Origin of the sequence: Lentzea waywayandensis, from assembly GCF_900115955.1 — a bacterium.
GTDB classification, from domain to species: domain Bacteria; phylum Actinomycetota; class Actinomycetes; order Mycobacteriales; family Pseudonocardiaceae; genus Lentzea; species Lentzea waywayandensis.
Genome location: NZ_FOYL01000001.1, coordinates 337,604 through 364,011, shown reverse-complemented (window position 1 = coordinate 364,011; position 26,408 = coordinate 337,604). Strand labels below are relative to the sequence as shown.

The following is a 26,408-nucleotide window of genomic DNA, read 5'->3' as shown; positions in this document are numbered from 1 at the left end:
GCGGCAGGCGCCGTCGGGGAAGCGCCGACGGCACGATGTCGCTCAAAGAGCACCTGTACGAGCTGAGGTACCGGCTCGGCCTGGCCATGCTGGTCATCGCCGTCGGTGCCATCTTCGGCTTCATCTGGTTCCAGGTGCGGCTCGGCCCGATCCCGTCGCTGGGCGACATCCTGACGGGGCCGTACTGCCAGCCGGATCTGGAGAAGTACCGGGCCAAGATCACCAACGACGGCACCTGCGCGTTGCTGCAGACCGAGCCGTTCGAGATCTTCCTCGTGCAGTTGCAGGTCGGCACGGCGGCGGGCGCGGTGCTGCTCAGCCCGCTGTGGCTGTACCAGATCTGGGCCTTCATCACGCCCGGCCTCTACCAGAAGGAACGCAAGTTCGCGCGCATGTTCGTCAGCGCCGGAGCGCTGCTGTTCGTGGCCGGTGCGGTGCTCGCGTACCTGGTGGTGCCTCAGGGCCTGAAGGTGCTGCTCGGCTTCGGTGGCGACAACTGGGTCACGGCGCTCACCGGTAGCAAGTACATCAACTTCGTCATCACGATGCTGTTCATCTTCGGCGTGAGCTTCCTGCTCCCCCTGGTCGTGGTGATGCTCAACCGCGCGGGCGTGCTGTCCTACGAGCGGCTGTCGAAGTGGCGGCGCGGCCTGCTGATGGGCCTGTTCGTGTTCGCCGCGATCGCGACGCCGGGCACCGACCCGATCTCGATGGTCGTGCTGGCCCTCGCGTTGTCGGTGCTGTTCGAGATGGCGATCCAGATCTCCCGCGTGCACGACAAGCGCAAGGCCAGGCTCCGCGCGGCCGAGGGCCTGGACGAGCTCGACGACGACGAGGCGGCGCCGTTCAACTACGTGGCGTCCGACGCCGACGGCAACGACCCCGGTGAGAAGGCCATCGCTTCGGAACCCTCGAAGCGCGTGAACTACGACGACGCCACGTGACGCGGGCCGCCTTGCTGGTGTGCCCCGCGTCGGGCAAGGGGCGGGCGGCCCGGATGGCCGGGTCGACCGCCGCGGCGTTGCGTCCGCACGTCTCGTCGCTGCGGCAGTTGGTCGCGCACGACGCCGAGGGCACGCTCGCGATGGCCCACGAGGCCGTCGCGGACGGTGTCGACCTGCTGGTCGTCCTCGGCGGTGACGGTGCCGCTCACCTGGGCGTTCAGGCGGTGGCGGGCACGTCCACGGCGCTGGGCATCGTCCCGGCCGGCACCGGGAACGACCTGGCCGTGGCCGTGGGGTCCCGGTCGGTCGAGGACGTCGTGCACGGCACTCGCAGGCAGCTCGACCTCGGGCGGTTGTCGACGGGACAGTGGTTCGCGACGGTGCTGTGCGCCGGGTTCGACTCCGCGGTCAACGAGCGGGCGAACGCGATGCGCTGGCCCGCCGGTCCGCGCCGCTACGACCTCGCGATCGTGGCCGAGCTGGCGTCGTTGAAGTCGGCGCCCCTGGTCGTGACGACCGAGGACGAGACGTTCGAGCTGGACGCGACGCTCGTGGCGATCGGCAACACCCCGAACTACGGCGGCGGCATTCCCGTGTGCCCTGGCGCGGACGCCAACGACGGTCTGTTCGACGTGACGGTCGTGGAGCACGGCAGCCGCACGATGCTGATGCGGATGCTGCCGACGTTGCGCACGGGCAAGCACACCGAGCACCCGGCCGTGCGGACGTTCCGCGCGCGTGAGGTCTCTCTGTCCGGTGGCAACGGCTGGATCGCGTACGCCGATGGCGAACGCCAGGAGGCATTGCCGGTCTCAGTTCGGACGGTTCCAGGCGCTCTCACAGTCGTGGGTCGCTAAGTTATACGGCTGTTCGGTTCGTTTTCCGTTCTTCGGTAGGGATTCATGGAGACGTTGGAGTTTCAATCTGAGGCGCGTCAGCTGCTGCAGCTGATGATCCACTCGATCTACTCGAACAAGGACACGTTCCTGCGCGAGCTGGTCTCGAACGCCTCCGACGCGCTCGACAAACTGCGACTGGAGTCGTTCCGCGACAAGGACATGGTCGTCGACGTCGACGACCTGCACGTCGTGATCGAGTCCGATCCGGCAGAGCGCACGCTGACCGTGCGGGACAACGGCATCGGCATGACGCGCGAGGACGTCGTGCGGCTGATCGGCACGATCGCGAAGTCCGGCACCGCGGAGTTCCTGAAGCAGCTCAAGGAACAGCAGTCCAGCACGTCGGACCTGATCGGCCAGTTCGGCATCGGCTTCTACTCGTCGTTCATGGTGGCGGACAAGGTCACGCTCGTGACGAAGTACCCGCACGCCGAGAAGGGCGTGCGCTGGGAGTCGAGCGGCGAGGCCACGTACACGATCGACGACGTGGACGACGCGCCGCAGGGCACCTCGGTCACGTTGCACCTCAAGCCGTCCGACGACGAGGACCGCCTGCCGGACTACACCGAGCCGGCGAAGATCCGCGAGATCGTCAAGCGCTACTCGGACTTCATCACCTGGCCGGTGCGCCTGGGCGGCGAGGAGATCAACTCGCGCAAGGCCCTGTGGGCGCGCCCGGCCTCCGAGGTGACGGAGGAGGAGTACGCCGAGTTCTACCGCCACATCAGCCACGACTGGAACGCGCCGCTCGAGACCATCCGCATGCAGGCGGAGGGCACGTTCGAGTACCAGGCCCTGCTGTTCCTGCCCGCGCAGGCGCCGATGGACCTGTTCATGCGCGACGGCAAGCGCGGTGTGCAGCTCTACGTGAAGCGCGTCTTCATCATGGAGGACTGCGCCGAGCTGATGCCGGAGTACCTGCGGTTCGTGAAGGGTGTCGTCGACGCGGCGGACCTCTCGCTGAACGTCTCGCGCGAGATCCTCCAGCAGGACCGCCAGATCCAGCTGATGCGCCGCCGTCTGGTGAAGAAGGTGCTCTCCTCGATCAAGTCGCTCCAGGCCTCGCGTCCCGACGACTACGCGAAGCTGTGGGGCGAGGTCGGCGCGGCGCTGAAGGAGGGCCTGCTCTCCGACTCGGACAACCGCGACGCGATCCTGGAGGTCTGCTCCTTCGCCTCGACTCACGCCGAGGACGCGCTGACCACGCTGGCCGAGTACGTGGAGCGGATGAAGGACGGCCAGGAGCACATCTACTTCATGACCGGAGACTCGCGGGTCGCCGTCGAGAAGTCGCCGCACATGGAAGCCTTGCGCGCCAAGGGCTTCGAGGTGCTGATCCTGACCGACCCGATCGACGAGATGTGGGTCGACTCCGTTCCCGCGTTCGACGGTAAGTCGCTCCAGTCCGTCGCCAAGGGGCAGGTGGACCTGGAGACCGACGAGGAGAAGTCGGCCAACGAGGCCAAGTCCGCGGAGTTCTCCGACCTGCTGACGTGGATGGGCACCTCTCTCGCGGAGGACGTCAAGGAGGTGCGGCTCTCGTCCCGTCTGACGACCTCACCGGCGTGCGTGGTGGGCGACGCGCACGACATCACTCCGACGCTGGAGAAGATGTACAAGGCGATGGGGCAGGAGCTGCCGAAGATCAAGCGGATCCTGGAGCTCAACCCGTCGCACCCGCTGGTCGAGGGGCTGCACGGGGCGTTCGCGGCGGGCGAACGCGAGTCGCTGGCCGACACCGCCGAGCTGATCTACGGGCTGGCGTTGCTGGCCGAGGGCGGCGAGCTCGCCGACCCGTCCCGTTTCGTGAAGCTGGTGGCGGACCGGGTGCAGCGCACGTTCTGACGGGTGTGGGTGGCGGCTGGAAGGTCGCCACCCACCACTCACGTCAGTCAGGTGATCGCGCTGACACCTGGGGTGCAGCGCACGTTCTGACAAAACCGCAGGTGGAGGGCGATGTCCGAGGGACATCGCCCTCTGTCGTTTCAGTGTTGATCGAAGTTAATCTATCTCGGCGGCGATTGTCGGTGTGATGTGAAAGCCTGATGGAGTGTCAAGTGCTTCGCGGTCCCCGGCCGAGGCCTACGCCGACTCCCGGCGTCGTGCCGAACGGCCCAAGCTGACCGACTTCCTGTCCGTGATCTCGTTCGAGCTGGACCCGTTCCAGCGCCAGGCCTGCGAGGCCCTGGAAGACGGTCACGGAGTGCTCGTCTGCGCCCCCACCGGTGCCGGCAAGACGGTGGTGGGCGAGTTCGCCGTGCACCTGGCCCTGACCGAGGGCCGCAAGTGCTTCTACACCACGCCGATCAAGGCCCTGAGCAACCAGAAGTTCGCCGACCTCACCGCGCGGTACGGGGCGGACAAGATCGGCCTGCTCACCGGCGACACGAGCATCAACGGCGGCGCGCCCGTGGTCGTGATGACCACCGAGGTGCTGCGGAACATGCTCTACTCGGGTTCGTCCACTCTGGACGGACTCGCGTACGTCGTGATGGACGAGGTGCACTACCTCGCGGACAGGTTCCGCGGTCCCGTGTGGGAAGAGGTCATCCTGCACCTGCCCGAGCACGTGCAGGTGGTTGGCCTGTCCGCGACGGTCAGCAACGCCGAGGAGTTCGGCGAGTGGCTGGTCGAGGTGCGCGGCGACACCTCGGTCGTCGTCGACGAGCACCGGCCCGTGCCGCTGTGGCAGCACATGCTGGTGGGCAACCAGATGCTCGACCTGTTCGAGGGCGACCAGACGCACGCGCGGATCAACACCCAGGTGTTGCGCAAGACCGAGGAGCTCACGCGCTACCACGTGCCGTTCAGCCGTGGGCGCAACCGCAGCGGTGGTGGCGGCCCAGGCCGTCCGGCGCGCAACAGCGGGTTCAAGCCGACGTCGCGCACCGACATGATCCAGCGGCTCGACGCGGCGTCGTTGCTGCCCGCGATCGTGTTCGTGTTCAGCCGTGCGGGCTGTGACGCGGCGGTCGCGCAGACGGCCCGTGCGGGGCTGCGGCTCAACTCGCCGGAGGAGACCGAGCAGGTTCGCCGGATCGTCGACGAGAAGACGCGCGACCTGCCGGAGGCCGACCTGGCGGTGCTCGGCTACTGGGAGTGGCGTGAGGCCCTGGAACGGGGCATCGCGTCGCACCACGCCGGGCTGCTGCCCGCGTTCAAGGAGACGGTCGAGGAGCTGTTCGTCCGCGGGCTGGTCAAGGTCGTGTTCGCGACCGAGACGCTCGCGCTGGGCATCAACATGCCCGCGCGGACGGTCGTGCTCGAAAAGCTCGTGAAGTACAACGGCGAGGCGCACGTCGACCTCACGCCGGGCGAGTACACGCAGCTCACGGGTCGCGCTGGGCGTCGTGGCATCGACGTCGAGGGGCACGCGGTCGTCGTCTGGCAGCCGGGGATCGACCCCAAGGCGGTCGGCGGGCTCGCGTCCACGCGCACGTACCCGCTGCGGTCGTCGTTCCGGCCCGGCTACAACATGGCCGTCAACCTCGTGGCCCAGCTCGGCGCCTCGGCCGCACGCGAGATCCTGGAGCAGTCGTTCGCGCAGTTCCAGGCGGACAGGTCGGTGGTGGGGCTCGCCCGCCGCATCGACCGCAACAAGGAGGCGCTCGGCGGCTACACCGAGGCGATGACGTGCCACCTCGGCGACTTCACCGAGTACGCGGCGCTGCGCCGCCGCATCGGCGACCGCGAGAAGCAGCTCGCGAAGCAGAACACGAACTCGCGCCGCATCGAGACGGCCAAGTCGCTCGAACGGCTGCGCAAGGGCGACGTGATCGCCGTGCCGTCCGGGCGCCGCAGCGGCCTCGCGGTCGTCGTCGACCCCGGCCTCGAACCGATGGGCGAGGCGAAGCCGCTGGTCGTCACCGAGGACCGCTGGTCCGGCCGCCTCACGTCGGCGGACTTCCCGTCGCCGGTCGAGGTGCTCGGCCACATCCGGCTGCCCAAGCAGGTCGACGTCCGCTCGCCCAAGTCGCGGCGCGACCTCGCGTCCACGATCCGCAACACGGGCATCACCGTGCCGTCGCGGGGTCGCAGGCAGACCACCGCGGACGACGACCCCGAGCTCGCCACGCTGCGCCGGGCCCTGCGCGCTCACCCGTGCCACGGCTGCGACCAGCGCGAGGACCACGCCCGGTGGGGCGAGCGGTACCACCGGCTGCTGGCCGAGACCGAGCAGCTCGAACGCAAGGTCGCGGCGACGACGCACTCGCTGGCGCGTCAGTTCGACCGCATCCGGGCGCTGCTGCGCGAGCGCGGCTACCTGAGCGAGGCCGAGGAGGTCACCGCCGACGGCAAGCGCCTGACCAGGCTCTACAGCGAGTCGGACCTGCTCGCCGCCGAGTGCATCCGCAACGGCGTGTGGAAGGGCCTCAAGCCGGAGGAGCTCGCCTCCGTCGTGTCGTCGCTGGTCTACGAGGCGCGCCGGGACGGTCCCGTCGAGGCGCGGCTGCCGCAGGGCCCGGTGGCCGACGCGATGCTCAAGACCGTGCGGCTGTGGGCGGAGATCGAGGACGACGAGCGCCGTCACAAGCTCGAACGCATCACCCGCCAGCCGGACCCCGGCTTCGCCTGGCCGGTGTACCGCTGGGCGCGCGGCGAGTCGCTGGAGAAGGTCCTGAGCGCCGCCGAGGCCGGTGGCAACGAGCTCGGGGCGGGCGACTTCGTGCGCTGGTGCCGGCAGGTGATCGACCTTTTGGACCAGATCCGTGAGGTGGTCGGCCGACAGGACCCGGTCGGAGCGGCCGCGGCCAAGGCCGTCGACGCGCTGAGGCGCGGAGTTGTGGCGATGATGTGACATGGGCCTGACGAAGGTTTTGCGAGTCGGAGTAAAGACTGACGTCAACGGTGTGATTGGATTTCGCCGCAACGTCGTACACACGGAGGTCGACAGATGAGCAGCCCGTACGGACCGTCCGGAGGGAACGATCCGCAGCAGCCATGGGGCCAGCAGCCGCAGCCGCCGCAGCAGCCCTACGGAGGCGGTTTCCCTCCCGGCACGCCGTCCGGCGGCTTCCCGGCCCAGAACCCGGGGCAGCAGAACCCCTACGGCCCGCCGCAGCCCCAGCCGGGCCAGCAGCAGCCGTACCCGGGCTTCGACCCGTCGCAGCAGCAGACGCAGCAGTACGGCGTGCCGGGCCAGCAGCCTCAGTCGAACCCGTACGGCACCCCCGCACAGGACCCGTACGGCCAGACGCAGCAGTACGGCATGCCGGGCCAGCAGCAGCCCAACCCGTACGGCCAGCAGCCGGGCTACGGCCCGCCGATGCCGCCGAAGAAGAAGTCCAGCGCCGCCATCTGGGTCGCCGCGGTGGTCGTCGTCCTGCTCGTCGGTGGCGTGCTGTTCACCGGGTTCGTGTCGCCGGCGTTCTTCAAGAAGAAGATCTTCGACAACGCCTCGGTGCAGACCGGCATCGTCCAGATCCTGAAGGACGAGTACAAGATCTCCGACGTCGGCGCCGCGACCTGCTCCGGTGAGAACGAGGTCAAGCCCAACACCTCGTTCGAGTGCAAGGTGCAGGTCGGCGGCAAGGACAAGAAGGTCAAGATCGTCGTCAAGACCGAGGACGGCGAGTACGAGGTCGGTCAGCCCACCGGCTGATCCTCCGCTTTCGCGTCAGCCTTCCCCCGGGAGTTCCTGGGGGAAGGTTTTCTTTTGCGCTTTTTCTTGTTTCGGCCGAGGCGGGAGCCTCGGTGTCCGATCGCGGTGGTGCGGGTCGGCGACGACGGCACCGAGCATCCGCGTCGACAACGGCGCACCCAGCCGGACATCGACCTCGGTGACGGTGAGGCCGTGCTCGTGGAGCGCCCCCGGACGACTCGCTGCACGTGATGCGATCGGAGGGTGACCACGACTCCCATCCGGCGATCCCATTCGGGATCGGCGGTGAACGCGGCGTCAAGATCCCGATCGCCGAGTCCGAGGCGGACCACCTCGCCCCAGCTGATCCTCCACCGCCGCGAGCAGGGGAGCCGGGCGTACCGGGTGCTCGGAAACTGAGGTGCGTACGCCGTCGGCCTGAGCGACGATCGCGGGCGTGACGGAGATCCGCGTTCTCACCGACGAAGCGCAGTACCGCGCCCACAGCACGCTCTTCCGCCGTGCGATGCACTGGGGCCCGCCCACGGACGAACAGTGGCCGATCGTGCTGCCGTCCTACGAGCCCGGCCGGGTGCTCGCCGCGTTCGAGGGCGACGAGATGGTCGGCACCACCCAGTCGTTCGGCAGCTCGATGGTGGTGCCTGGCGGTGCCGTTGTGCCGCACGCGGCCGTGTCGCGCGTTGGTGTGCGTGCGGACTACACGCGCCGTGGCGTGGTGAGCGCGCTGATGCAGGAGCAACTCTCGACGCTCCCGGAACCCGTCGCGACGCTGCGCGCGTCGGAGGGACGCATCTACGGCCGTTTCGGCTACGGCCTGGCCGGACGCGTGCGGTTCCTGCGGATCGACGCGAAGAAAGCCGTGATCCCGGGTTCGCCGGCCGGGCGGGTGCGGATGGTGGACCCCGACACCTCGGACAAGCTGCTGCCGGAGTTGCACGCCGCGTTCGGGCTCGACCGGCCGGGGCAGATCTCGCGCTGGCCCGGCTGGTGGGCCAGGGCGCTCGACCGCAAGACCGAGGCCGAGAACCGGGTCATGGTCGTCCACAGTGGACCGGACGGCGACGACGGCTACGTCTGCTACAAGGTGTCCGAGGACAAGGACTTCAAGCACAGCATGGAGATCGAGGACATCGCGTGGGCCAACGCCGACGCGTGGCGCGACCTCTGGATCTACCTGACGCGGCTGGACCTGATCGACGAGATCAACGTCGACGCGGCCCTCGACGACCCGCTGAACTGGCTTTTCGAAGACCCGCGGGTCGTGTGCACGAAGGACGTCTACGACCAGATCTGGCTGCGGCTGGTGGACGCGCCGCGCATGCTGGCCGCCCGCACGTACGGCGTCGGTGAGCCCGTCGTCATCGAGGTGCACGACAAGCTGCTGCCCGCCAACGACGGTTGCTACCGGGTCTCGGCGGACGGTGCCGAACGCGTCGACCAGCAGGCCGACATCACGATCCCCGTCGAACTGCTCGGAGCGGTCTACCTCGGCGACACGAAGTTCTCGGACCTCGCGGCGGCCAAGCGGATCGAGGGTTCGCGGTTCGCCGAGGCCGACGCGTTGTTCGCCGGCCCCGTCGCACCGCTCTGCTCGACCTTCTTCTAGCCGCGCCGCTCCATCGCGTTCACCAGGCGCGGCACCGAACTGCCGAGGCCCCAGCGCTGCGTGAGCTCACGCAGCCGCTCGGGGTCGGCGGGCACGCGCGGCACCTCGTCGGAGCGGTCCAGCACGACCGGGGCGTCCAGCGCGGTGCGGACGACCACGGGTGCCACCGCCAGGTAGTCCTCGGCCGCGATGAGCGCGTTGCGGGCCTTGGTGGTGAGCTTGCGGTCCATCGGGTCCGTCACGGCCTTCAGGACGGCGTCGAGCGAGCCGAACTCGGTGATGAGCTTCGCCGCGGTCTTCTCGCCGATGCCCGCGACGCCCGGCAGGCCGTCGGACGGGTCGCCGCGCAGCACGGACATGTCGGCGTACGCGGAACCCGCGTTCTCGACCGGCAGCGAGTACTTGGCCGCCAGTTCCTTCGGGCCGAGGACCTCGGCCTTGTTCCAGCCGCGGCCGACGTAGACGACGTGCACGGGCGTGGGTTCGAAGCGCACGACCTGGAACATGTCGCGGTCGCCCGTGACCACCTCGACGCGCGACTTCTTCTCGTGGTGGGCGAGCGCGCCGATCACGTCGTCGGCCTCGTGGCCCGCCGCCTCGCCGGTGCAGATGCCGGCCGCGTCGAGCACGTCGAGGATGATCGGGATCTGCGGCGTCAGAGTGTCCGGGACCTCCTCGGACCCGTCGGTGGCGTCCTCGGCGACGCGATGCGCCTTGTAGGACGGCAGCGCCTTCACCCTGAACTCCGGCCGCCAGTCGGCGTCGAGGCAGGCGACCAGCCGGGCGGCGCCGCGTTCGGTGATGACGCGGGCGATCGTGTCGACGAACCCGCGCACGGCGTTCACCGGCGTGCCGTCGGGCGCCGTCATCGAGTCCGGCAGCGCGTAGTACGACCGGAAGTAGAGGCTCGCGGAGTCGAGCAGCACCAGGGGAGAGCTCACGAACGGACAAGCTACTCGTGAGTGGACCGCCAACGCCTGCCGGGCGCGTTCAGGCCTGCGAGATGTCCCACTGAGTGCCGAACGCGCCCGGCACGCGTCGCGGTCCACGCACTAGGCTTTCGACCATGGCAACGATCACCGGGCCCATCGACGTGTCCGCGCTGCGCGCGCGGCTTGACCGCGCGACCGCCGCCGCCGAGCAGGCGGGCGTCGACGCCCTCCTCATCTCGCCCGGCTCGGACCTGCGGTACCTGATCGGTGCCGGTGGCGACTCGTTCGAGCGCCTCACCTGCCTCGCGCTGCCCGTGGGCGGCACGCCGACGCTGGTCGTGCCGAAGCTGGAGCAGCCGGGTTACGCGGCCATCCCGACCGACGAGCTGGGTGTCGAGGTCGTCACGTGGGTCGATGGCGAGGACCCGTACGCGCTGGTCAAGGCCGCGCTGAAGGGCAGCAGGACGGCTGTCGCGGACATGATGCCCGCGCTGCACACCATCAAGCTCGGCAACGCGATCGGCGGCGAGCAGTCGCTGGCCGGGCCGATCATCCGCGAGCTGCGCATGCGCAAGGACACCGCCGAGATCGACGCCCTGCGCAAGGCCGGTGCCGCGATCGACCGCGTGCACGCGCGCATGGGCGAGTTCCTGCGTGTCGGTCGCACCGAGCGTGAGGTCGCCAAGGACATCGCCGCCGCGATCGTAGAGGAAGGCCACACGGTCGCCGACTTCGTGATCGTCGGCTCCGGGCCCAACGGCGCGTCCCCGCACCACCGCGACTCCGACCGCGTGGTGCAGGCGGGCGAGGTCGTCGTCATCGACATCGGCGGCCCGGTCGCCGAGGGCTACAACTCCGACTCGACCCGCACCTACGTGATGGGCGAGCCCACCTACGACGACGTCCGGGACACCTACGCGGTCCTGCAGGCGGCGCAGCAGGCCGCGGTCGACGCCGTGAAGCCCGGCGTGACCTGCGAGGAGATCGACGCCGTCGCCCGCAAGGTCATCACCGACGCGGGCTTCGGCGAGTACTTCGTGCACCGCACCGGCCACGGCATCGGCCTGGACGTGCACGAGGAGCCCTACATCGTCAGCGGCAACTCCCTGCCGCTCGAAGCGGGCATGGCCTTCAGCGTGGAGCCCGGCATCTACCTGCCCGGCCGCTGGGGCGCGCGCATCGAGGACATCGTGGTCGCCACCCCGGACGGCGTCGAGTCCTTCAACAACCGACCTCACGACCTGGTGGTGCTTTGACCCTCGAGCAGATCGACAGAGCGATACTGAAGGAACTCGCCTCGGACGGCCGGTGCAGCTTCACCGACCTGGCCGAGCGCGTGGGCCTGTCCGTGTCGGCCGTGCACCAACGCGTGAAGCGCCTCGAACAGCGCGGCATCGTGAAGGGCTACGCGGCCCGGCTGGACGGCACGGAGATCGGCCTGCCGATGTCCGCGTTCATCTCGCTGTTCCCGATCAACCCCGCCGAGCCGGACGACTACCCGAAGCGCCTGGAGCACCTCTCGGAGATCGAGGCCTGCTACTCGGTGGCAGGCGACGCCTCCTACGTCCTGCGCGTCCGCGTCGCCTCGCCGGTCGCGCTGGAGGAGCTCCTCCAGAAGATCCGGGAGTCGGCGAACGTCTCGACGCGGACGACGGTCGTGCTGTCCACGCCTTATGAGGACAGGCCGCCGGCGGTCTGAACCTGTCCGTCGGCGAGCAGCAGTACGCGGTCGGCGACGGCGTGCACGGCGTCGTGGTGCGTGGCGATCAGCACCGCGGCGCCTTCGTCGGCGACCCGCCGCAGCAGGCCCACGGCCGCCACAGCACTCACGGCGTCCAGGTGCGCGGTCGGCTCGTCCGCGAGCAGCGCTGAAGGCCGCGTCACGACAGCGCGTGCCAGAGCCGCCCGCTGCTGCTGCCCGAACGAGACCTGACCGGGATACCGGGCACCCAGCTCGGAGATCCCCAGCTCCGCCAGCAGCTCGGACACCCCGGCCACCTCACGCCCTGCCAGCCGCAACGGCAGAGCGACGTTCTCCTCCAGCGTCAGCTCGGAGGCCAGCCCGAGCGACTGCGGCAGAACCGCGCAGGCGGACCAGGAGGCCGGCCCCGGCGACACCGACCCGCTGTCCGGGAAGTCGAACCCGCACAACAGGGACAGCAGAGCGGTCTTCCCGGAGCCGGACGGGCCGCTCAAGGTGACCAGCTCACCGGCCGCGACGGCCAGATCCACCCCGCGCAGCACGGACACCCCGCCGAACGCGCGGTGCACGCCGTCCGCCCGGATCATGACGCGGCCAGGGGGACGCACAGGTCCGCCAGCGACACGAGCCGCGGGTCGTGTGACGCCACCACGGCCGGCACCGGCAGAGATTCCAGGGTCTCCAGCACGAGATCAGCGGACTTCACGTCGAGCTGCGAGGTCGGCTCGTCGGCGATCACGACCGAAGCGCCACGGGCGAGGGCGCACCCGAACGCCAGACGTTGTTGCTGACCACCGGACAGAGCACCGATCCGCCAGGTCGCGGACCCGCCCAGCCCGAGCTGATCCAGCAACGAACAGTCCGAGGCGCCGGCCGCCCGCAGGTTCTCGCCGACGGTCAGGTGCGAGATCAGGTTGTCCGCCGGGTTCTGGAAGACGACGGCGATCTCCTTGCGCCGCAACGCCCGCAGCTCCGCCCACGACAGGGACGAGGTCGCCACGTCGTGCACGAACACCTCGCCGAGAGACGGCCGCTCGATCAGCGAGAGCACGCGCAGCAACGTCGACTTGCCGGAACCGGAAGGTCCGGAAAGGACGGTGAGGCCGGGCGCGATCGACAGCGACATGTCCGCGACGGCGCGCACGGAACCGTACGACACTCCTACGCCACAAGCGCGGATCACCTGAGCAGTTCTCCCATCCGCGCGGTTCGCACACCGCGCAACGCGAGCCAGGCCGCCACGACGACCACCAGAGCGCCGCACGTCACCATCGAACCCAGCAACGGCAGCAGGTCCGGCAGCATCGGGGCCGGGTTCAGCCACGGCGCGGGATCCAGCCGCGGTACGGCCGCCCCGGCGCTCATGAACGAGGCCACCGAGCCTATCCCGAGTGCCAGCAACGCCAACGCGCCCACCTCCAGGAGATGGCTCGACCACAGCACGGACGGGCGCATGCCCATGCGGGTCGACAACGCGCCGGAGACGGCGTTCTGACGGCGACGGACCTCGACGGCCAGCAGCAGCGCCACGGCGGCGACCACGGCCAGGACCACGCCGATCGCCGCCACGAAACCGAAGGTCCACTCGACGGTCAGGAACGGCAGGCCGTCCAGGACGCGGCCGCGGTCGGCGACGTTCGTGTAGTGGATGCCCTCGGCTTGCAGAGCGGAAGTCAAGGCGGACAACGGAAGTGACGACCACAGGTGCCACGAGCCGACCTGTTCGGCGGCGGGCACCGAGTCGCGGGCCACCACGTAGCCGCGCGTGCCGAGCTTCGGGAACGACGGCAGCGACGCCACGGGCTTGAGCAACGGCAGGCCGGGGACCTGGATCTCCTGGTTCGCCGAACGGCCGATGCGCACGGCCTGCGCTATCTCCCCGTCCCGCCGCAACCCCGAGAGCAGCGAACGCACCGCGGGAGCGTCGTTCAGAACGGCGGCGTCGGTGAACGTCACAGGGTCCACGACCAGCGCGCCCGTGCTCACGCCGACGAGAGTGGTGTTGCCCCGCAACGACGAAGGCAGCGCGACCCGGCCGAGCGCGATGTCCTGCGACACCTGGACCGTGCTGTTGGCACCGACGAACACGCCCGACTTCGAGTCCAGCGCCGACTGCTGCGCGCCCGCCACCGCGCTGCCGACGGCGATGGTGCCGACCGCCAGGACGCCCACGAGCAGCACCCCGGTCACGGGACCGGCGGCCGCGGCCAGGCGGCGCAACGCGAGCTGGGCGGCCGGAACCCGCCACCACTGCACGTGGTGCGACCAGGCCAGCGACCAGCGCAGCAGCCGCGTCGCGAGCAACGCCGCCGCCAGCACCACGAGCAGCGGGAACGCCAGCGCGGCCACGTCGACACGGGGCAGCGAACCCGGCTTCAACGCCGTGCCCAACCCGTTGTGGGACAGGCGGACCCAAGCCACCACGGCCAGTCCGGCGACGACCAGCTCCCACGGCACCAGCGAAAGCCGTCGCGTCCGGGCCTGAGTCTGGAACGTCCGGTGCGCCCGCCAGGCCGCCACCAGCACGGTCACCGCCAGGCTCAGCACGACCACGGCCAGCACGAGACCCAGCGCCACCCACAGCGTTCCGGCGGCCAGCACGACCCCCGGCGCGTACAACGGCAACAGCAGCCGCGCGGCCACCAGCCCGAGCAGACCGCCCAGGACCAGCGGCAACCCCAGCTCCAGCACACCGCGGAAGCCCAGGGACAGCGGGCTCGCCCCGCGCACCCACAGCAGCCGCAGCTCGGAATGCCGGCGTTGCGCCCATTGCACGGTCACGGTGCCCACGCCCGCGAGCCCGACCAGCACGCTGATGATCACCAACGGCAGCAGCGCGGACGAGACGTTGCGCTCCGACGTCCGTGCCGCCGTGATCGCACCGGACAGCAGATCGGTCCGCGTCAACGACAGCCCGAGCGACGTCAGCCGCGCGTTGCCCTTGTCCCGCAACGCCTCCGCCTCGGCGAGCGTCGCCGGTGGCTCGACCGGGAAACGCAGCGACACCGTGGCGTACCCCGTGAACTCCGGCGGCAGCAGGGCGAGGTCCGAAGAGGAGGCCACCCAGATCACCGACGTGCTGGCGCCGTCACCGCCCAACGGGTTCGGCACCACGGTCTTCGCCTCGGAACACCACCACCCGGACACGGGTTGTGCGAGGTCGGCGTAGATCGCGGTCACCACCAGCGAGGACCCGGTCAGCCGATCGCCGATCTGCACGCGAGCGGCGGTGGCGATCGTCTGCGGCACCCACAACCCGGTGCCACCGCCCTGCACCACCGTCAGGTGCGACAGGGCGTCCGGCCGATAGCCGAAGCGGCCGTAGGTCGCGAGCCCGTTGAAGTCGGGCCGGCCGATGGGCGTGTAGGCGGCGCCCAGGTCGCTGCGCGCCGCCATCTCGGCGGCGGCGGCCAGCGGCATCCCGTCCCCGTCCAGCGAGGGATGCACGGAATGCGGGCACATCCGGCTCTGCTGGTAGGCGAGAGCGGCACTGCCCGCGGAGGAGGAATGCAGTGCGGCCGCGGCCACCACGAAGCCCAGCAGCAACGTCGTCGCGATGCTCACCAGCAACGTGAGCGGACTCGACAGCGCGGCCCTGGGCGCGGCTCTCCACGGCAACTGCACCAGCGCACGCTAACTGGCGACTCAGAAGTTTGGGAGGCTTTCGACGGTAACGGAACGCATGACCCCGAACCGCGCTCCGAACGGATCGACGAGCACCGCGATCCGGCCGACCCCGTCCAGGTCGTGGGGTGCGAGGAGGACCGGCGCGGAGGCCGCGGCCTGATCCACATCGGCCACCTCGAAGTACGGCAGCCAGAACGCCTGCGTGTCCGCGACGATCGCGCCGAACAGCCGTCCGGCGCCCGTGCCCGCCGGCCGCAGGAACTGGCCGGGCGCACCCGGAATCAGCTCGATCTCCCACGAGAACAGCGAACGGTAGAAGGCCGCCGACGCGCTGGGCGCGGGGGAGTGCAGTTCGAGCCACGTCAGCGACCCCGGGATCGACACCGCGCCGATCCCAGGGCGTTCTCCCGCCTGCCACACGCCGAACTCGCCGCCGTGCGGATCGGTCAGCCGGACGTCGGCCGCCGGCTCCGCACCGGACGCGGCGAAGTGGACGGTCCACGAACCGGACTGCGAGGACACCTGCCCGGCGACCGTCCGGCCCGCGTGGGTGAACACGCCGGAGCCCGGGGTCTCGAGCGGCTGGTACCCCCAGCCGAGCACGCGCCCGTAGAACTCAGCCGCTGCGGCCTCGTCGGACGTGCCCAGATCGATCCAGGCAGGCGCTCCGGGCACGAAGTCGGTAGTGATCATCTACGCCCACCTCCAGCGGATACCTACCCAGTTCACCGACACATCAGTCTCGAAGTGGTGCACGGAGTTCGTGTGGTCCAGTTCCAGGTCGATCGTCCGGTGCGGTTCCGGCTCCTCCCAGTCCTGGAGGTAGACGTGCGGGTCGACGGGCCGCGCGGCCGGGTCGAAGTGCACCTCGATCAGGCTCTGCGCGAGAAAACACCGCACGCCGTGGGCGTACTCGATGCTGTCCAATTGCGTCGGGTCGTGTGCCACGAACTCGAAGACCCAGGTCTCGCCCTCCAGCAACGGCTTGTCGAACAGCAGCTCGTCCACGACCACGCGCTCGGCCTCGTCGCGCGTGGACCGGCCGAGACGGCAGTTGCGCACGGCTTCCTGACGCAGCTGCGCGGTCTCCACCGAGTCGTCGCAGAAGTAGTGCGCGTAGAAGCGGTCGACGCCGTCACGGCGGGCCCGGACGACCATCTGCACGTCGACGCGGGACGCGTGCCTGGCGGCGTCCACGAACACCCGGTCGTGCCGGGAGAGGATCTCCAGGTCGTTGGCGTTGAAGCCGGGCATCATGCCGGGCACGACGTCCGGCCAGCCGCTCGGGCCGGTGTGCTCCAGCAGGGTCATCAGCGCGCGGGGCGGCACCTCCAGCAGTTCCTCCAGGACTGTGACGGCCTTGAGCGACTTCGGGGAGATCGGCCGCACCCGGCCCTGCTGCCAGTCGCTCAGCGTCGACAGAGCCACCGCCACGTCCTGCTGTGCCAGGCGCAACCGGAGCCGTTCCAGGGTCAGGCCACGCCTGCGGATGGCCGCGCGCAGCGCCGAGTGGAACGGTCCGATGCGCAGCAGCGCTTCCAGACTGGGCGTCGTTGTCACGCGCATGACTGTAGTGACTAGAGCGCGAACCCCTCAGGAAACGGATCGGTCTCGTCCAGAAAATATTGACCCATGCCAGTGATCCACGCCCGACCTGCCACGGTGGGCACGACGGCCGTGCGGTCGCCGAGCGGGATCTCCTCCAGCAGCCGGCCGATGAACCTCGTTCCGATGAACGACTCGTTCACGAAGTCCTCGCCGATGCCGAGCTCGCCGCGGGCGTGCAGCTGGGCCATCCGGGCACAAGTGCCTGTGCCGCAGGGTGATCGGTCGAACCAGCCGGGGTGGATCGCCATCGCGTTGCGCGAGTCGGCGCCGTCCTGGCCGGGTGCGGTGAACTGGACGTGCTTGCAGCCGCTGATCGCCGCGTCGACCGGATGCACCGGCCGGTTCACCGAGTTGATTTCGTCCATGATGGACAGACCAGCGGCCAGAATTCGTTCCTTTTCCACGCGATCGAACGGGATGCCGAGATCCGCGAGCGGCACGATCGCGTAGAAGTTGCCGCCGTACGCCATGTCGTAGCGCACTTCGCCGAGTCCGGGCACGGTGACGGCGGCGTCCAGCTCGTGCGCGTACGCCGGGACGTTGCGGATCGTCACGAGCTTCGTGCGGGTGTCGTAGTCGGCGAGCACCAGCCCGGCCGGGGTGTCCAGGCGCACGGTCGTGACAGGTTCTGTCATCTCGACCATGCCGGTCTCGACCAGCACCGTCGCGACGCCGATCGTGCCGTGCCCGCACATCGGCAGCAGGCCGGAGACCTCGATGAACAGCACGCCCCAGTCCGCGTCCTGGCGGGTCGGCGGCTGCAGGATCGCGCCGCTCATCGCCGCGTGCCCGCGCGGCTCGTTCACCAGGAGCTTGCGGATGTGGTCGTGGTTCTTGATGAAGTTCAGCCGCTTCTCGGCCATGGTCTCGCCGGGGATCACGCCGACCCCGCCGGTGATGACCCGCGTCGGCATGCCCTCGGTGTGCGAGTCGACGGCGCTGAAGTACTTGGCGAACCTCATGAGGTCGCCAGCTTCATGTCCGCGTCGACCTGCGCGAGCTGCTCGGCGCTCAGCGGGCCGCGCGGGGGACGGCACGGACCGCCGTAGCGGCCGACGAAGTCCATCGAACGCTTGATGGCCTGGACGAACTCGGTGCGCGAGTCCCACCGGAACGCCGGCACGAGCTTCTCGTACAGCTTGCGGGCTTCTTCGAGCTTGCCTTCGAGGGCCAGGGTGTACAGCTCGACGCTCTCGGCGGGGAACACGTTGGGGTAGCCCGCGAACCAGCCCGTCGCGCCCATCAGCAGGCTCTCCAGCACGACGTCGTCCGCGCCCGCCACGACGGTGAGGTGCGGGGCGGCCGCGCGGATCTCCAGCACGCGCCGGACGTCACCGGAGAACTCCTTGACCGCCACGACGTTCTCGATCTGGCCGATCTCGGCGAGCAGGTCGGGCGTCAGGTCGACCTTGGTGTCGATCGGGTTGTTGTAGACCATGATCGGCAGCCCGGCCTTCGCGACCTCGCGGAAGTGGTGCACGACCTCGCCGCGGTTGGCCCGGTACATCGTCGGCGGCAGGCACAGCACACCGTCCGCGCCGTCCTCGGCCGCCAGCTCGGCCCAGTGACGTGCCTGGTGGGCGCCCACGCCGTGCACGCCGATGACCGCGATTCCGCGGCCCTTGACCGCCGCGATGGCGGTCTGGGCGACCTCGCGGCGTTCCGCGTCGGTCAGCGACGAGTACTCGCCCAGCGAGCCGTTCGGGCCGACGCCGCGGCAGCCGTTCTCGACGACCCACCGGCAGTGCTCGGCGAACTTGTCGAGGTCGGGACGCAGTCCGGCCGGAGCACCGGCGTCTTCGGCGTAGGGGAGTGCGGTGGCGACGATGACGCCGTCGAGGCGTTCGGTCATGACTACTTCTCCTCCGGGAGTGCGGCGAGTTCGCCGAGGGGGATCGGGACCGCGATCACGCGGCGCTGGCCGTCGAACGGGACGCCGGTCAGTTCGGCGGCGTTGCGGGCGCAGATGCGGCCCTGGCAGCGGCCCATCGCGACGCGGCTGGTGAGCTTCAGTTCGCGCATGCTGGAGGCGTCGGCCAGATCTTCGAGGCGGACCTTCTCGCAGCGGCACACGGTGGTGTCCGGGGCCGGCCACGTCCGCCAGCCCGGTTGCACGGCGTGCGCTCTGGCCAGGGCCTGCGCGAACAGGCGGCCCTTGCGCACGGCTTCCACGGCCTTGCGCGGTGGCTCCTGCCCGGCCGCGGCGGCTCCGGCGATGACGCCTTCGGCCTCGGCGAGGTCGGCGCCGCCGATGCCGGTGACCTCGCCGGCCGCGTAGACGTGCTCGATCGACGTCCGCTGGTGTTCGTCGACGTCGTAGAAGTCGTCGGTGCGGCTGGCGTCCGGCAGGAGGTCGGTGCGGGGCAGGAAGCCGTAGCCGATGCAGACGAGATCGGCCTGCACGGTGCGGTGGCTGACCGGGCGCCACTGGCTGTCGAGCTTCGCGACCGTCACGCGGTCACCGTGCTTGGCGATCACGGCGGTGCGGGTCTCCAGGCGTGGCAGCACTTTCCGGTAGCCCGCGAGCTCGCCGATCTTGTGCCGGTTCGCGGTGATCGCCTTGGCCTCGCGCAGCCACCTGGTGGGGGAGGACGCCTCGTAGACGCCGACGAGCGTGGCACCGAGGTCCTGCAACGCCGTCGCGACCGGCAGCAGGAACGGGCCGGTCCCCGCGACGATCACGCGTTCGGCCAGCGTGACGCCCTGCTTCGCGAGAGCCTGCGCGGCGCCCGCGGTGATCACGCCGGGGCCGTCCCAGCCGGGGAAGGGGAGCGGCCGGTCGTAGGCGCCGGTGGCGACGACCAGCGCGTCGAAGTGGAGGAGGCGTGGGTTGGCCGGGACGGCGGAGGGGGTGGCAGCGGCGGCGCTGGGGGTGGCAGTGACGGCGCTGGGGGTGGCCGGGACGGCGCTGGGGGTGGCCGGGACGGCGGAGGGGGTGGCAGCGACGGCGCTGGGGGTGGCAGCGGCGGCGCTGGGGGTGGCAGTGGCGGCGCAGGGAGCGGCAGCGACGGCGGAGGGGGCTTCGTTCTCTCTCGACTCACCCCTTCTATCCGAGGGCCCCCTCAGGTGCAGTGTGTTGCCTTCCACCATCCATACCTCGGTGTTCCGGAGGTGCGTGACCCCGGTGTGGCTGAACCTGGCCCTGCCGCGCAGGTACTGCCCACCCGCGTCCGGCTCCGAGTCGACCATCACGACCTCGGCGCCCGCGTCGGCGGCGGTGCGAGCGGCGGCCATTCCAGCGGGGCCAGCGCCCACCACGACGACTCTCATGACGTCGTCCTGATGACGTCGCCGTTGCGCAACGGGTGGCGGCACGCGCGGACCTCGGGCACGCCGTTGATCTCCGCGACGCAGCCGAAGCACACGCCGATGCCGCAGAAGAACCTGCCGGGCAACAACTCCGCGACATGGGCGACCTCGCGCTCCAGGCCGTTGAACGTCACCTTCACACCATCACCTCCGGCCGGTCCACGCGGAACGGGTGGGGATCCACGAGCGGGGTCTCGCCGGTGAGGAGCTGCGCGAGCAGACGTCCGGTCGCCGGGGCGAGACCGACGCCCGCGCCCTCGTGGCCGGTGGCGTGCCACAGGCCGGGCGTGCGGGGGTCCTCACCGATGATCGGCAGATGATCGGGGGCGTACGGGCGGAAGCCGCCGTACGCGCGCATGACCGGGACGTTCGTCAGCATCGGGAAGAGCGCGATCGCCTTCAGCGCCAACGCTTTCAGGACCCTGCTCTCGATCGTGTCGTCGAAGCCCTTGCGCTGGCGGCTCGACCCGATCAGCACCGTGCCGGCCTGGGTCGACTCGACCACGCCGGACGTCTGGAGGTCCGCGTCGCCGCTCGCGACCGCGCCGACGTAGTCCGCGTCGTAGACCTTGTGCCGGATCGTGCCGGGGATCGGGGTGGTCACGAGCACCACGCCGCGCCGGGGCAGCACGTTGACGCCGAAGTTCCGCGCCCACGGGCCGGTGGCGTTCACGACCGCGCCGCAGCTGATCACGCCGTCCGGGGTCGTCACGCCGCGGCCGTCCGTTGTGGACACCTCGGTACGTCTGACCTCGATGCCGCGCAGCAGTGCGCGGGTGGCCTTGACCGGGTTGAGCTGGGCGTCCTGGAGGTAGTGGACGGCGGCGGTGATGTCCGGGCTGAGGTGCGGTTCGCAGGTCAGCGCGTCGGCGGTGGTGATCTCGCAGGCGTCGATGCCCGCGGCCCGTTGCTTCGCGGCGAAGGTCTGGAGCGGGACGACGGCCTCGGGAGTCGTGGCGACGACCAGTCCGCCCTTCTCCTCCCATTCGGCGTCTTCTGCCAGCTCCGGCCAGAGGTCGCGACTCGCCCGGGCCAGTTCGAGTTCGGGGCCCGGCTCCTTGTCGCTGACCAGGACGTTGCCCTCGCCGGCCGCGCTGGTGCCCGACGCCGGTCCGTGCCGGTCGAGGACGACGACACGGAGCCCGCGCGCTCGCAGAGCCTGCGCGCACGCTGCCCCGATGATGCCCGCGCCCATGACCACGACGTCCGGCTGCATCGCCACCTCCGTTCAATAGAATGAACGTTAGTGCTTCGGGTACTCCAGCACCAGTACCGAGCTGACCTCACCGTCGACAGTCTCGTACGAGTGCGGCATCGAACCGGGGAAGCACACGTAGTCGCCGGGTCCCAGTTCGTACGGCTCGTCCACCGGTCCTACCCGGAGCTGACCGCTCGTGACCAGCACGTGTTCCTTGCCGGGGTGTCCTTCGCTGGTCTGCGTGGCACCGGGCCGGACCCGCTGGTCGTAGATCTCCAGCACGGTGTCCCCGACGTCCATCCGTCGCATCAGCCGCAGGTCGACGGCGTTGCTGCTGAGCACCTCGACGTCCCTGGCGCGGACCAGCACGACCTCCGGCGGCGTCCGCGCGGTGACCAGTTCCGACACCGGCACATCCAGAGCGTTCGACAAACTGAACACTGTCTCGATCGTCGGGTTGCCCGCGCCGCTCTCCAGCTGCGACAGCGTGCCCTTGGCGATGGACGACCGCCGCGCGAGCTCCGACAGCGACAGCCCGCGCTGCTCCCGGAACGCCCTGATGTTGGCGCCAAGCACCTGACCCGCACTCATAGCCACTGATCGTTGCATAGGCTTGCGCCCATGACTGCGTACACGGAGGCGGAGGGGCAGACCCTCCGCACGGCCGTTTTCGGTGCCATGGTGCTGGTGTCCACTGCGGACCCCGGCTCGGTCGACGAGGAGAGCCAGGCGGGCATCAGGGCCATCACCCTGCTCACGGACGACCTGCGCGCGATCATCGCCGCGGCGCCGCCCTCGTTGCCGAAGGGCTCGGCGTCCGATGTGGAGTCCGGGGTCCTGGCCGCGCTGCGGGACTCCGTGGCGATCATCAACGCCCACGAACCGCGTGACGTCGCGATCTTCCGCGCCGCCGTGTCGGAGATGTGCCGCTCGGTGGCGGGCGCGGACGGCGAGGTGGCCGTGGCCGAGCGGGCGATGGTCACCAAGGTCGTCGAAGCACTCAGCTGACGGCGCGTTCCGCCTGGCTCAGGTCGCGCTGGGCCGCGACGCGAGCCAGGCGGCGTGCTCCTTGCCGATCACGGCCTCGGTCTCGGCGACCACGGCGGCCCAGTCGGTCTCCCGCACGTAGGGGAGCCGGTGGTCGATGGCCGCGAGCTCGCCGGCCGCGGCCGCGTAGGTGATCCTGAGGTTCTCGTACTGGCGCAGGCCGATCCAGGCCGCGCCGCCCGCGACGGCCGCGGCCATCACGCCGGACAGGTCGACGTCCCACGCGCCGTTGATGCGCAGGATGGCGAAGACGATCGCGACGAGCTCGCCGACGATCATCAGGACGCGGAACACGTTCGCGCGGGTCTCGTTCATCGCGGACCTGTCGCGGTACCACTGGAGCTGCGGCTGGACGCGGGCTTCGCGGTAGGCGGTCCTGCGCTCGTCGAACGGCCTGGCGCGCAGCTCGGTCATGACCTGCTCGCCGTTGTCGTTCGCGCTGGTGAGCATCACCTCCCTGCGGTGTTCCCGCACCGCGTCGGCGATGGCGAGGTCCAGCTCCTTGCGCGGGTTCTGGACGATGCCGTGGAACGGGTCGCCCGCCACGGCGTAGCGCCAGGCCAGCGACTTCACGCGTTCGGCGACGGTCCGGCCGGCGTTCCACTTCAGCTCCGGGTGCATCACCCACAGCAGGAGCTCGCCGAACAGCGCGATGAGGAACCCGCCCAGCGCCACCCAGGCCCAGACGTCGACGCCGCCGCCGATCTGCCACTTGAACGCACCGCCGACCGCCGCGACCACCGCGCCGATCAGCCGCACCCGGCTGAACAGCAGGGTGAGCCGCTGCCCGAGCCGGGAGACCGCCTCCGCGTCGTGGTAGAAGCCGGGGAGGTGCTCGTCGTTCATCCAGTTCCGTCCTAGTCGGCCGAAGTTGATCGTGGGCAGCCAGACGCCTGATTATCACGGCGGCGGCTGACGACGCGCTGGATCGGCGAGTGGTCCGATGAGTGTTCATCTTTGGGCGGCGAATGGGCCTTGACCCGCCTGGTTCCGGTTGCAATCATCGGATCTTCTCGCCGCCGCCCCGGACGAGAAGGCAATGGTCATGGGACTACGTCGTTGGTGCGTGGCTGTGGTGGCCGCGCTGCTCGCAGGTCTGCTCACCGTGGTGGCGCAAGGAGCCGCTCAAGCCGAGGTGCAACACCCGAGACAGGAGTGGCTGCGGCAGTCGACCGCCGGGTTGTTCCTGCACTGGGGCATGTTCACCGCCCCGAAGCACCTGAACTGCGCCGAGTGGGAGCGCGACGTCACCGGCGGCGGGTGGACCCCCGACTACTGGATCGACGAGGCCCGCAAGCTCGGCGCCTCCTACGTCGTGCTGGCGACGTTCCACTCGCGGCTGGGCTACGCGCGGCCGTGGCCGTCGAAGGTCCCCGGCAGCTGCGCGACCGAACGCGATCTGCTCGGCGAGCTCGTCCGCGCGGGCAAGGCCAAGGGCGTCAAGGTCATCCTCTACATGACCGACGACCCGCAGTGGCACAGCGAGCAGGGCGTGCAGATGCTCGACTCGGCCGCGTACTCGGCTCATCGCGGCGAGCAGGTCGACCTGACCACGCGCGAGGGCTTCGGCAAGTACAGCTACGAGCTCTTCTTCGAGGTGATGAAGAACTACGACGACCTCGCCGGCTTCTGGATCGACAACGACAACGAGTACTGGGAGCGCAACAAGCTCTACGAGCAGATCCGGCAGCTGCGGCCCACCTGGTTGCTGAGCAACAACAACGAGGACACGCCGATCATGGACACGGTCTCGAACGAGCAGAAGACCGGCATGTTCCCGTCCTACGACTACCCGGCGGCGACGTTCACGCCGATGCCGCGCCTGTCCGAAGCCTGCTACAAGCTGCCCAACACCGGCGACTGGTGGTACGACGGCGGAAACCACGCCGTCGACACGCGCCTGAACACCGGCCGCTACGTCACCAACGCGGGTTCGTCGATCAAGTCGCTGATGGCCGAGACGCCGATGGTGAACGGCAGGATGCCCGCGCAACAGGAGACCTACAACAACTTCATGGCCTCGTGGGTGCCGCCGATCCGCGAGTCGATCCAGGGCGTCGAAGGCGCCGGTTACCTGTACGGCGGCATGCAGCCGGGGTTCTGGAACGACGGCGCGCACGGCGTGATCACCATCAATCCACGCACCGGCAAGCAGTACGTCCACGTCGTCACCAGGCCACGCGCCGACTTCGTTCGCCTGCGGGACAACGGGTATCGCGTGACCGGCGTTCGTGATCTGCGCACCGGCGAACGGATGCGGTTCTCACAGTCGGCAGGGTTCCTGACGATCCAGGGCATAACGGCGTGGGACGAGTACGACACGGTGTTCGCCGTGGAAACCGCTGGGCAGCAAGGCTTCTACACCGGCGTGAAGGCTTCGGCGACGTCGTCCGAGAACGGTTTCCCGGCCTCTCATCTGACCGATGGCAGCTATGAGACGTACTGGGACGCCAACGCCGCGCAGCCCGTCTCGATCTCGCTCGACCTCGGCCGTCGTAAGGAGGCCGCGTTCCTCGCGATCAACCAGCGCGAGTCGTCGCCCACGCACGCCCGCGTGTCGTTCGGGCGGCCGGAGGATTCCTCGCGCATCAAGGACTACCAGCTGACGGCGTCTGTTGACGGCCGCAACTGGTGGCACGTCCGCAGTGGGGCGTTGCCTTCGGCGCGTGGAACTCAGTTCATCGACATCGGGGCGCAGGAGGCCCGGTTCCTGAAGCTGACCGTGCTGAACACCTGGGGCGGGCCGCAGGCTCCCGTCTACTTCAAGGAACTGAAGATCGACGAGATCCGGGTCGGCCACAGCTATCCGCGCGGCTTGCCGGGCGCATTGGAAGCCGAGGACGCGTCACGGTCGGGTTCGGCGCGCGGTGAGTCCTGTGCGGCCTGCTCCGGCGCACGGCAGGTGACCGGTCTCGGTGGCGGCGAGCGCAATGCCGTGACCTACCGCGATGTTTCCGTTGGCACGGCTGGTACTTACAGCCTGCGGCTCGACCTGATGTCGGCCGAGTCCTCGGTCGTCTCGGTCTCCGTGAACGGCGCGGCGCCGGTGTCCGTTGCGGTGCCTCGCGATCGGGCGGACGTGCCGGATCCGACGTCGGTCGCGGTGCCGTTGAACGCGGGCCGCAACACGGTGAAGGTGTTCGGCACCGGCAGGCTCGGCCTGGACCGGATCTCGGTGGGCGGGCTGCCGCCGTCGAACTACACGCCGAAGACGACCCTGACCGTGGAACCCCATGGCGTGCAATGGGTCGCGCCCGGTCAGCAGTCCGTGAAGATCACCGCACGGCTGCGGCTCGACGCCGACGACCAGATCGACAACGTGTCCCTCGCCCCGGCTCTCCCCGCGGGCTGGACGCTGACCGGTGCGCCGGCCACGCGTGCGTCGATGCGCCTGGCCGGCCTGCTCGAAGGCACCTGGACCGCGACCTCGCCCGCCGGTGCGGACGTGGGCGCGGTGAGCATTCCTGTCGCTGCCTCGTTCCAGTTGCTCGGCTCGGACCGCAAGGTCTCGGGCACGGTGCCGGTGCGCACCAGGCCCGCCGACCGAGTGTTCGTGCGCGAGGCGGAGGACTCGGCGAACCAGTTCGGCAGCACCGGGCTGACGGGTTGCGGGACGTGCTCGGGCGCGGAGAAGGTGCGCAACATCGGCGGCAGCGCGGACGCGTCGGTGACCTTCCCCAACGTGACGGTGCCGGAATCGCGTTCCTACAAGCTGTTCATCCAGTTCACGGTGAACGGGCCGCGGTCGTACTTCGTGACGGTCAACGGCGGCGCGCCGGTCGAGGTCAAGCTCGACGGGCTCGGCAACAACACGCCTTACGTGGCCGAGATCCCGGTGACGCTGAACGCCGGCGCCAACACCATCAGGTTCGGCAACGACAGCGCGGGCGCGCCTGATCTGGACCAGATCGCGCTCGCCTGATCTCCGTGCTGG

At 69.8% G+C, this 26,408-nt stretch carries 24 protein-coding genes; 11 read left to right on the top strand and 13 right to left on the bottom strand.

The features are described from left to right. Positions 1-35: 35 nt before the first annotated feature. The 7 genes from tatC to BM417_RS01625 all read left to right on the top strand — a co-directional run bounded on the left by tatC (position 36) and on the right by BM417_RS01625 (position 9,051). Positions 36-944, top strand: a complete 909-nt coding sequence (tatC, locus tag BM417_RS01650) for a twin-arginine translocase subunit TatC (RefSeq protein WP_093587930.1) — start codon at positions 36-38, stop codon at positions 942-944. Beyond that, the gene (locus BM417_RS01645) at positions 941-1,801 is read left to right on the top strand and encodes a diacylglycerol/lipid kinase family protein (protein ID WP_093587929.1); all 861 of its coding nucleotides are present in this window, start codon (positions 941-943) and stop codon (positions 1,799-1,801) included. Before tatC ends, BM417_RS01645 begins: the two co-directional genes overlap by 4 nt. 45 nt (positions 1,802-1,846) lie before the next feature. Further along, a complete protein-coding gene (gene htpG, locus BM417_RS01640) occupies positions 1,847-3,688 on the top strand; it encodes a molecular chaperone HtpG (RefSeq protein WP_093587928.1) in 1,842 nt (613 codons plus the stop codon). Positions 3,689-3,893: 205 nt separating this feature from the next. Beyond that, complete coding sequence (locus tag BM417_RS01635) at positions 3,894-6,641, top strand: DEAD/DEAH box helicase (RefSeq protein WP_093587927.1); 2,748 nt, start codon at positions 3,894-3,896, stop codon at positions 6,639-6,641. A 96-nt stretch (positions 6,642-6,737) separates the two neighbouring features. After that, on the top strand, positions 6,738-7,445 hold the full coding sequence (locus BM417_RS01630; protein ID WP_093587926.1) for a DUF4333 domain-containing protein: 708 nt from the start codon (positions 6,738-6,740) through the stop codon (positions 7,443-7,445). Between the two features lie 108 nt (positions 7,446-7,553). Continuing rightward, positions 7,554-7,676: a hypothetical protein gene (locus BM417_RS49780; RefSeq protein WP_281251279.1), complete on the top strand. Its 123-nt coding sequence runs from the start codon at positions 7,554-7,556 to the stop codon at positions 7,674-7,676. 205 nt (positions 7,677-7,881) lie between these two features. Continuing rightward, positions 7,882-9,051 (top strand): GNAT family N-acetyltransferase, encoded by a 1,170-nt coding sequence (locus tag BM417_RS01625; protein WP_177320230.1) that lies wholly within the window; start codon positions 7,882-7,884, stop codon positions 9,049-9,051. Here BM417_RS01625 and BM417_RS01620 read toward each other — a convergent pair. Then, positions 9,048-9,992, bottom strand: a complete 945-nt coding sequence (locus BM417_RS01620; RefSeq protein WP_093587924.1) for a 5'-3' exonuclease — start codon at positions 9,990-9,992, stop codon at positions 9,048-9,050. The two genes, BM417_RS01625 and BM417_RS01620, sit on opposite strands and share 4 nt — an antisense overlap. Before the next feature lie 125 nt (positions 9,993-10,117). Here BM417_RS01620 and BM417_RS01615 point away from each other — a divergent pair, with 125 nt between their 5' ends. Further along, a complete protein-coding gene (locus BM417_RS01615) occupies positions 10,118-11,239 on the top strand; it encodes a M24 family metallopeptidase (protein WP_093587923.1) in 1,122 nt (373 codons plus the stop codon). Further along, positions 11,236-11,682 (top strand): Lrp/AsnC family transcriptional regulator, encoded by a 447-nt coding sequence (locus tag BM417_RS01610; RefSeq protein ID WP_093587922.1) that lies wholly within the window; start codon positions 11,236-11,238, stop codon positions 11,680-11,682. Before BM417_RS01615 ends, BM417_RS01610 begins: the two co-directional genes overlap by 4 nt. On the opposite strand, the gene BM417_RS01605 is transcribed toward BM417_RS01610, so the two are convergent. Genes BM417_RS01605 through BM417_RS01555 form a run of 11 tightly spaced genes read right to left on the bottom strand, consistent with a single transcriptional unit; the run spans position 11,655 to position 22,018 of the window. After that, positions 11,655-12,272, bottom strand: coding sequence for an ABC transporter ATP-binding protein (locus BM417_RS01605; protein ID WP_093587921.1), 618 nt, complete (start codon positions 12,270-12,272; stop codon positions 11,655-11,657). The genes BM417_RS01610 and BM417_RS01605 overlap by 28 nt on opposite strands. After that, a complete protein-coding gene (locus tag BM417_RS01600) occupies positions 12,269-12,829 on the bottom strand; it encodes an ABC transporter ATP-binding protein (protein WP_245821613.1) in 561 nt (186 codons plus the stop codon). The genes BM417_RS01605 and BM417_RS01600 overlap by 4 nt, the downstream gene beginning before the upstream one ends. Positions 12,830-12,864: 35 nt before the next feature. Beyond that, complete coding sequence (locus BM417_RS01595) at positions 12,865-15,309, bottom strand: hypothetical protein (RefSeq protein WP_093587920.1); 2,445 nt, start codon at positions 15,307-15,309, stop codon at positions 12,865-12,867. A 21-nt stretch (positions 15,310-15,330) separates the two neighbouring features. Further along, positions 15,331-16,005: a hypothetical protein gene (locus BM417_RS01590; protein ID WP_093587919.1), complete on the bottom strand. Its 675-nt coding sequence runs from the start codon at positions 16,003-16,005 to the stop codon at positions 15,331-15,333. Further along, positions 16,006-16,872 carry a hypothetical protein gene (locus BM417_RS01585; protein WP_143138461.1) on the bottom strand — a complete coding sequence of 289 codons (867 nt, stop codon included), beginning with the start codon at positions 16,870-16,872 and terminating at the stop codon, positions 16,006-16,008. A gap of 17 nt (positions 16,873-16,889) precedes the next feature. Continuing rightward, positions 16,890-17,882 carry a proline racemase family protein gene (locus tag BM417_RS01580; RefSeq protein ID WP_093587917.1) on the bottom strand — a complete coding sequence of 331 codons (993 nt, stop codon included), beginning with the start codon at positions 17,880-17,882 and terminating at the stop codon, positions 16,890-16,892. After that, a complete protein-coding gene (locus BM417_RS01575; RefSeq protein ID WP_093587916.1) occupies positions 17,879-18,772 on the bottom strand; it encodes a dihydrodipicolinate synthase family protein in 894 nt (297 codons plus the stop codon). Before BM417_RS01575 ends, BM417_RS01580 begins: the two co-directional genes overlap by 4 nt. A gap of 2 nt (positions 18,773-18,774) precedes the next feature. Next, positions 18,775-20,190 (bottom strand): NAD(P)/FAD-dependent oxidoreductase, encoded by a 1,416-nt coding sequence (locus BM417_RS01570; protein WP_093587915.1) that lies wholly within the window; start codon positions 20,188-20,190, stop codon positions 18,775-18,777. Further along, positions 20,187-20,369: a 2Fe-2S iron-sulfur cluster-binding protein gene (locus BM417_RS01565; protein ID WP_093587914.1), complete on the bottom strand. Its 183-nt coding sequence runs from the start codon at positions 20,367-20,369 to the stop codon at positions 20,187-20,189. Before BM417_RS01565 ends, BM417_RS01570 begins: the two co-directional genes overlap by 4 nt. After that, the gene (locus BM417_RS01560) at positions 20,366-21,445 is read right to left on the bottom strand and encodes an NAD(P)/FAD-dependent oxidoreductase (protein WP_093588533.1); all 1,080 of its coding nucleotides are present in this window, start codon (positions 21,443-21,445) and stop codon (positions 20,366-20,368) included. The genes BM417_RS01565 and BM417_RS01560 overlap by 4 nt, the downstream gene beginning before the upstream one ends. Before the next feature lie 27 nt (positions 21,446-21,472). Further along, positions 21,473-22,018 (bottom strand): helix-turn-helix domain-containing protein, encoded by a 546-nt coding sequence (locus BM417_RS01555; protein ID WP_093587913.1) that lies wholly within the window; start codon positions 22,016-22,018, stop codon positions 21,473-21,475. Between the two features lie 30 nt (positions 22,019-22,048). Between BM417_RS01555 and BM417_RS01550 the strand changes: the two genes are divergently transcribed. After that, a complete protein-coding gene (locus BM417_RS01550) occupies positions 22,049-22,435 on the top strand; it encodes a hypothetical protein (protein ID WP_093587912.1) in 387 nt (128 codons plus the stop codon). An 18-nt stretch (positions 22,436-22,453) separates the two neighbouring features. On the opposite strand, the gene BM417_RS01545 is transcribed toward BM417_RS01550, so the two are convergent. Next, positions 22,454-23,320 carry a DUF4231 domain-containing protein gene (locus tag BM417_RS01545; protein ID WP_093587911.1) on the bottom strand — a complete coding sequence of 289 codons (867 nt, stop codon included), beginning with the start codon at positions 23,318-23,320 and terminating at the stop codon, positions 22,454-22,456. 193 nt (positions 23,321-23,513) lie between these two features. Between BM417_RS01545 and BM417_RS01540 the strand changes: the two genes are divergently transcribed. Beyond that, positions 23,514-26,396: an alpha-L-fucosidase gene (locus tag BM417_RS01540; protein ID WP_177320229.1), complete on the top strand. Its 2,883-nt coding sequence runs from the start codon at positions 23,514-23,516 to the stop codon at positions 26,394-26,396. The last annotated feature ends 12 nt before the right edge of the window (positions 26,397-26,408 follow it).

What these genes read in the sequence shown, in the direction of transcription:
- tatC (WP_093587930.1), top strand. Translation starts at nt 36, where the DNA reads ATGTCGCTCAAAGAGCACCTGTACGAGCTGAGGTACCGGCTCGGCCTG.
- htpG (WP_093587928.1), top strand. Translation starts at nt 1,847, where the DNA reads ATGGAGACGTTGGAGTTTCAATCTGAGGCGCGTCAGCTGCTGCAGCTG.
- BM417_RS01630 (WP_093587926.1), top strand. Translation starts at nt 6,738, where the DNA reads ATGAGCAGCCCGTACGGACCGTCCGGAGGGAACGATCCGCAGCAGCCA.
- BM417_RS01615 (WP_093587923.1), top strand. Translation starts at nt 10,118, where the DNA reads ATGGCAACGATCACCGGGCCCATCGACGTGTCCGCGCTGCGCGCGCGG.
- BM417_RS01605 (WP_093587921.1), bottom strand. Translation starts at nt 12,272, where the DNA reads ATGATCCGGGCGGACGGCGTGCACCGCGCGTTCGGCGGGGTGTCCGTG.
- BM417_RS01590 (WP_093587919.1), bottom strand. Translation starts at nt 16,005, where the DNA reads ATGATCACTACCGACTTCGTGCCCGGAGCGCCTGCCTGGATCGATCTG.
- BM417_RS01580 (WP_093587917.1), bottom strand. Translation starts at nt 17,882, where the DNA reads ATGAGGTTCGCCAAGTACTTCAGCGCCGTCGACTCGCACACCGAGGGC.
- BM417_RS01575 (WP_093587916.1), bottom strand. Translation starts at nt 18,772, where the DNA reads ATGACCGAACGCCTCGACGGCGTCATCGTCGCCACCGCACTCCCCTAC.
- BM417_RS01570 (WP_093587915.1), bottom strand. Translation starts at nt 20,190, where the DNA reads ATGAGAGTCGTCGTGGTGGGCGCTGGCCCCGCTGGAATGGCCGCCGCT.
- BM417_RS01560 (WP_093588533.1), bottom strand. Translation starts at nt 21,445, where the DNA reads ATGCAGCCGGACGTCGTGGTCATGGGCGCGGGCATCATCGGGGCAGCG.
- BM417_RS01555 (WP_093587913.1), bottom strand. Translation starts at nt 22,018, where the DNA reads ATGAGTGCGGGTCAGGTGCTTGGCGCCAACATCAGGGCGTTCCGGGAG.
- BM417_RS01550 (WP_093587912.1), top strand. Translation starts at nt 22,049, where the DNA reads ATGACTGCGTACACGGAGGCGGAGGGGCAGACCCTCCGCACGGCCGTT.
- BM417_RS01545 (WP_093587911.1), bottom strand. Translation starts at nt 23,320, where the DNA reads ATGAACGACGAGCACCTCCCCGGCTTCTACCACGACGCGGAGGCGGTC.
- BM417_RS01540 (WP_177320229.1), top strand. Translation starts at nt 23,514, where the DNA reads ATGGTCATGGGACTACGTCGTTGGTGCGTGGCTGTGGTGGCCGCGCTG.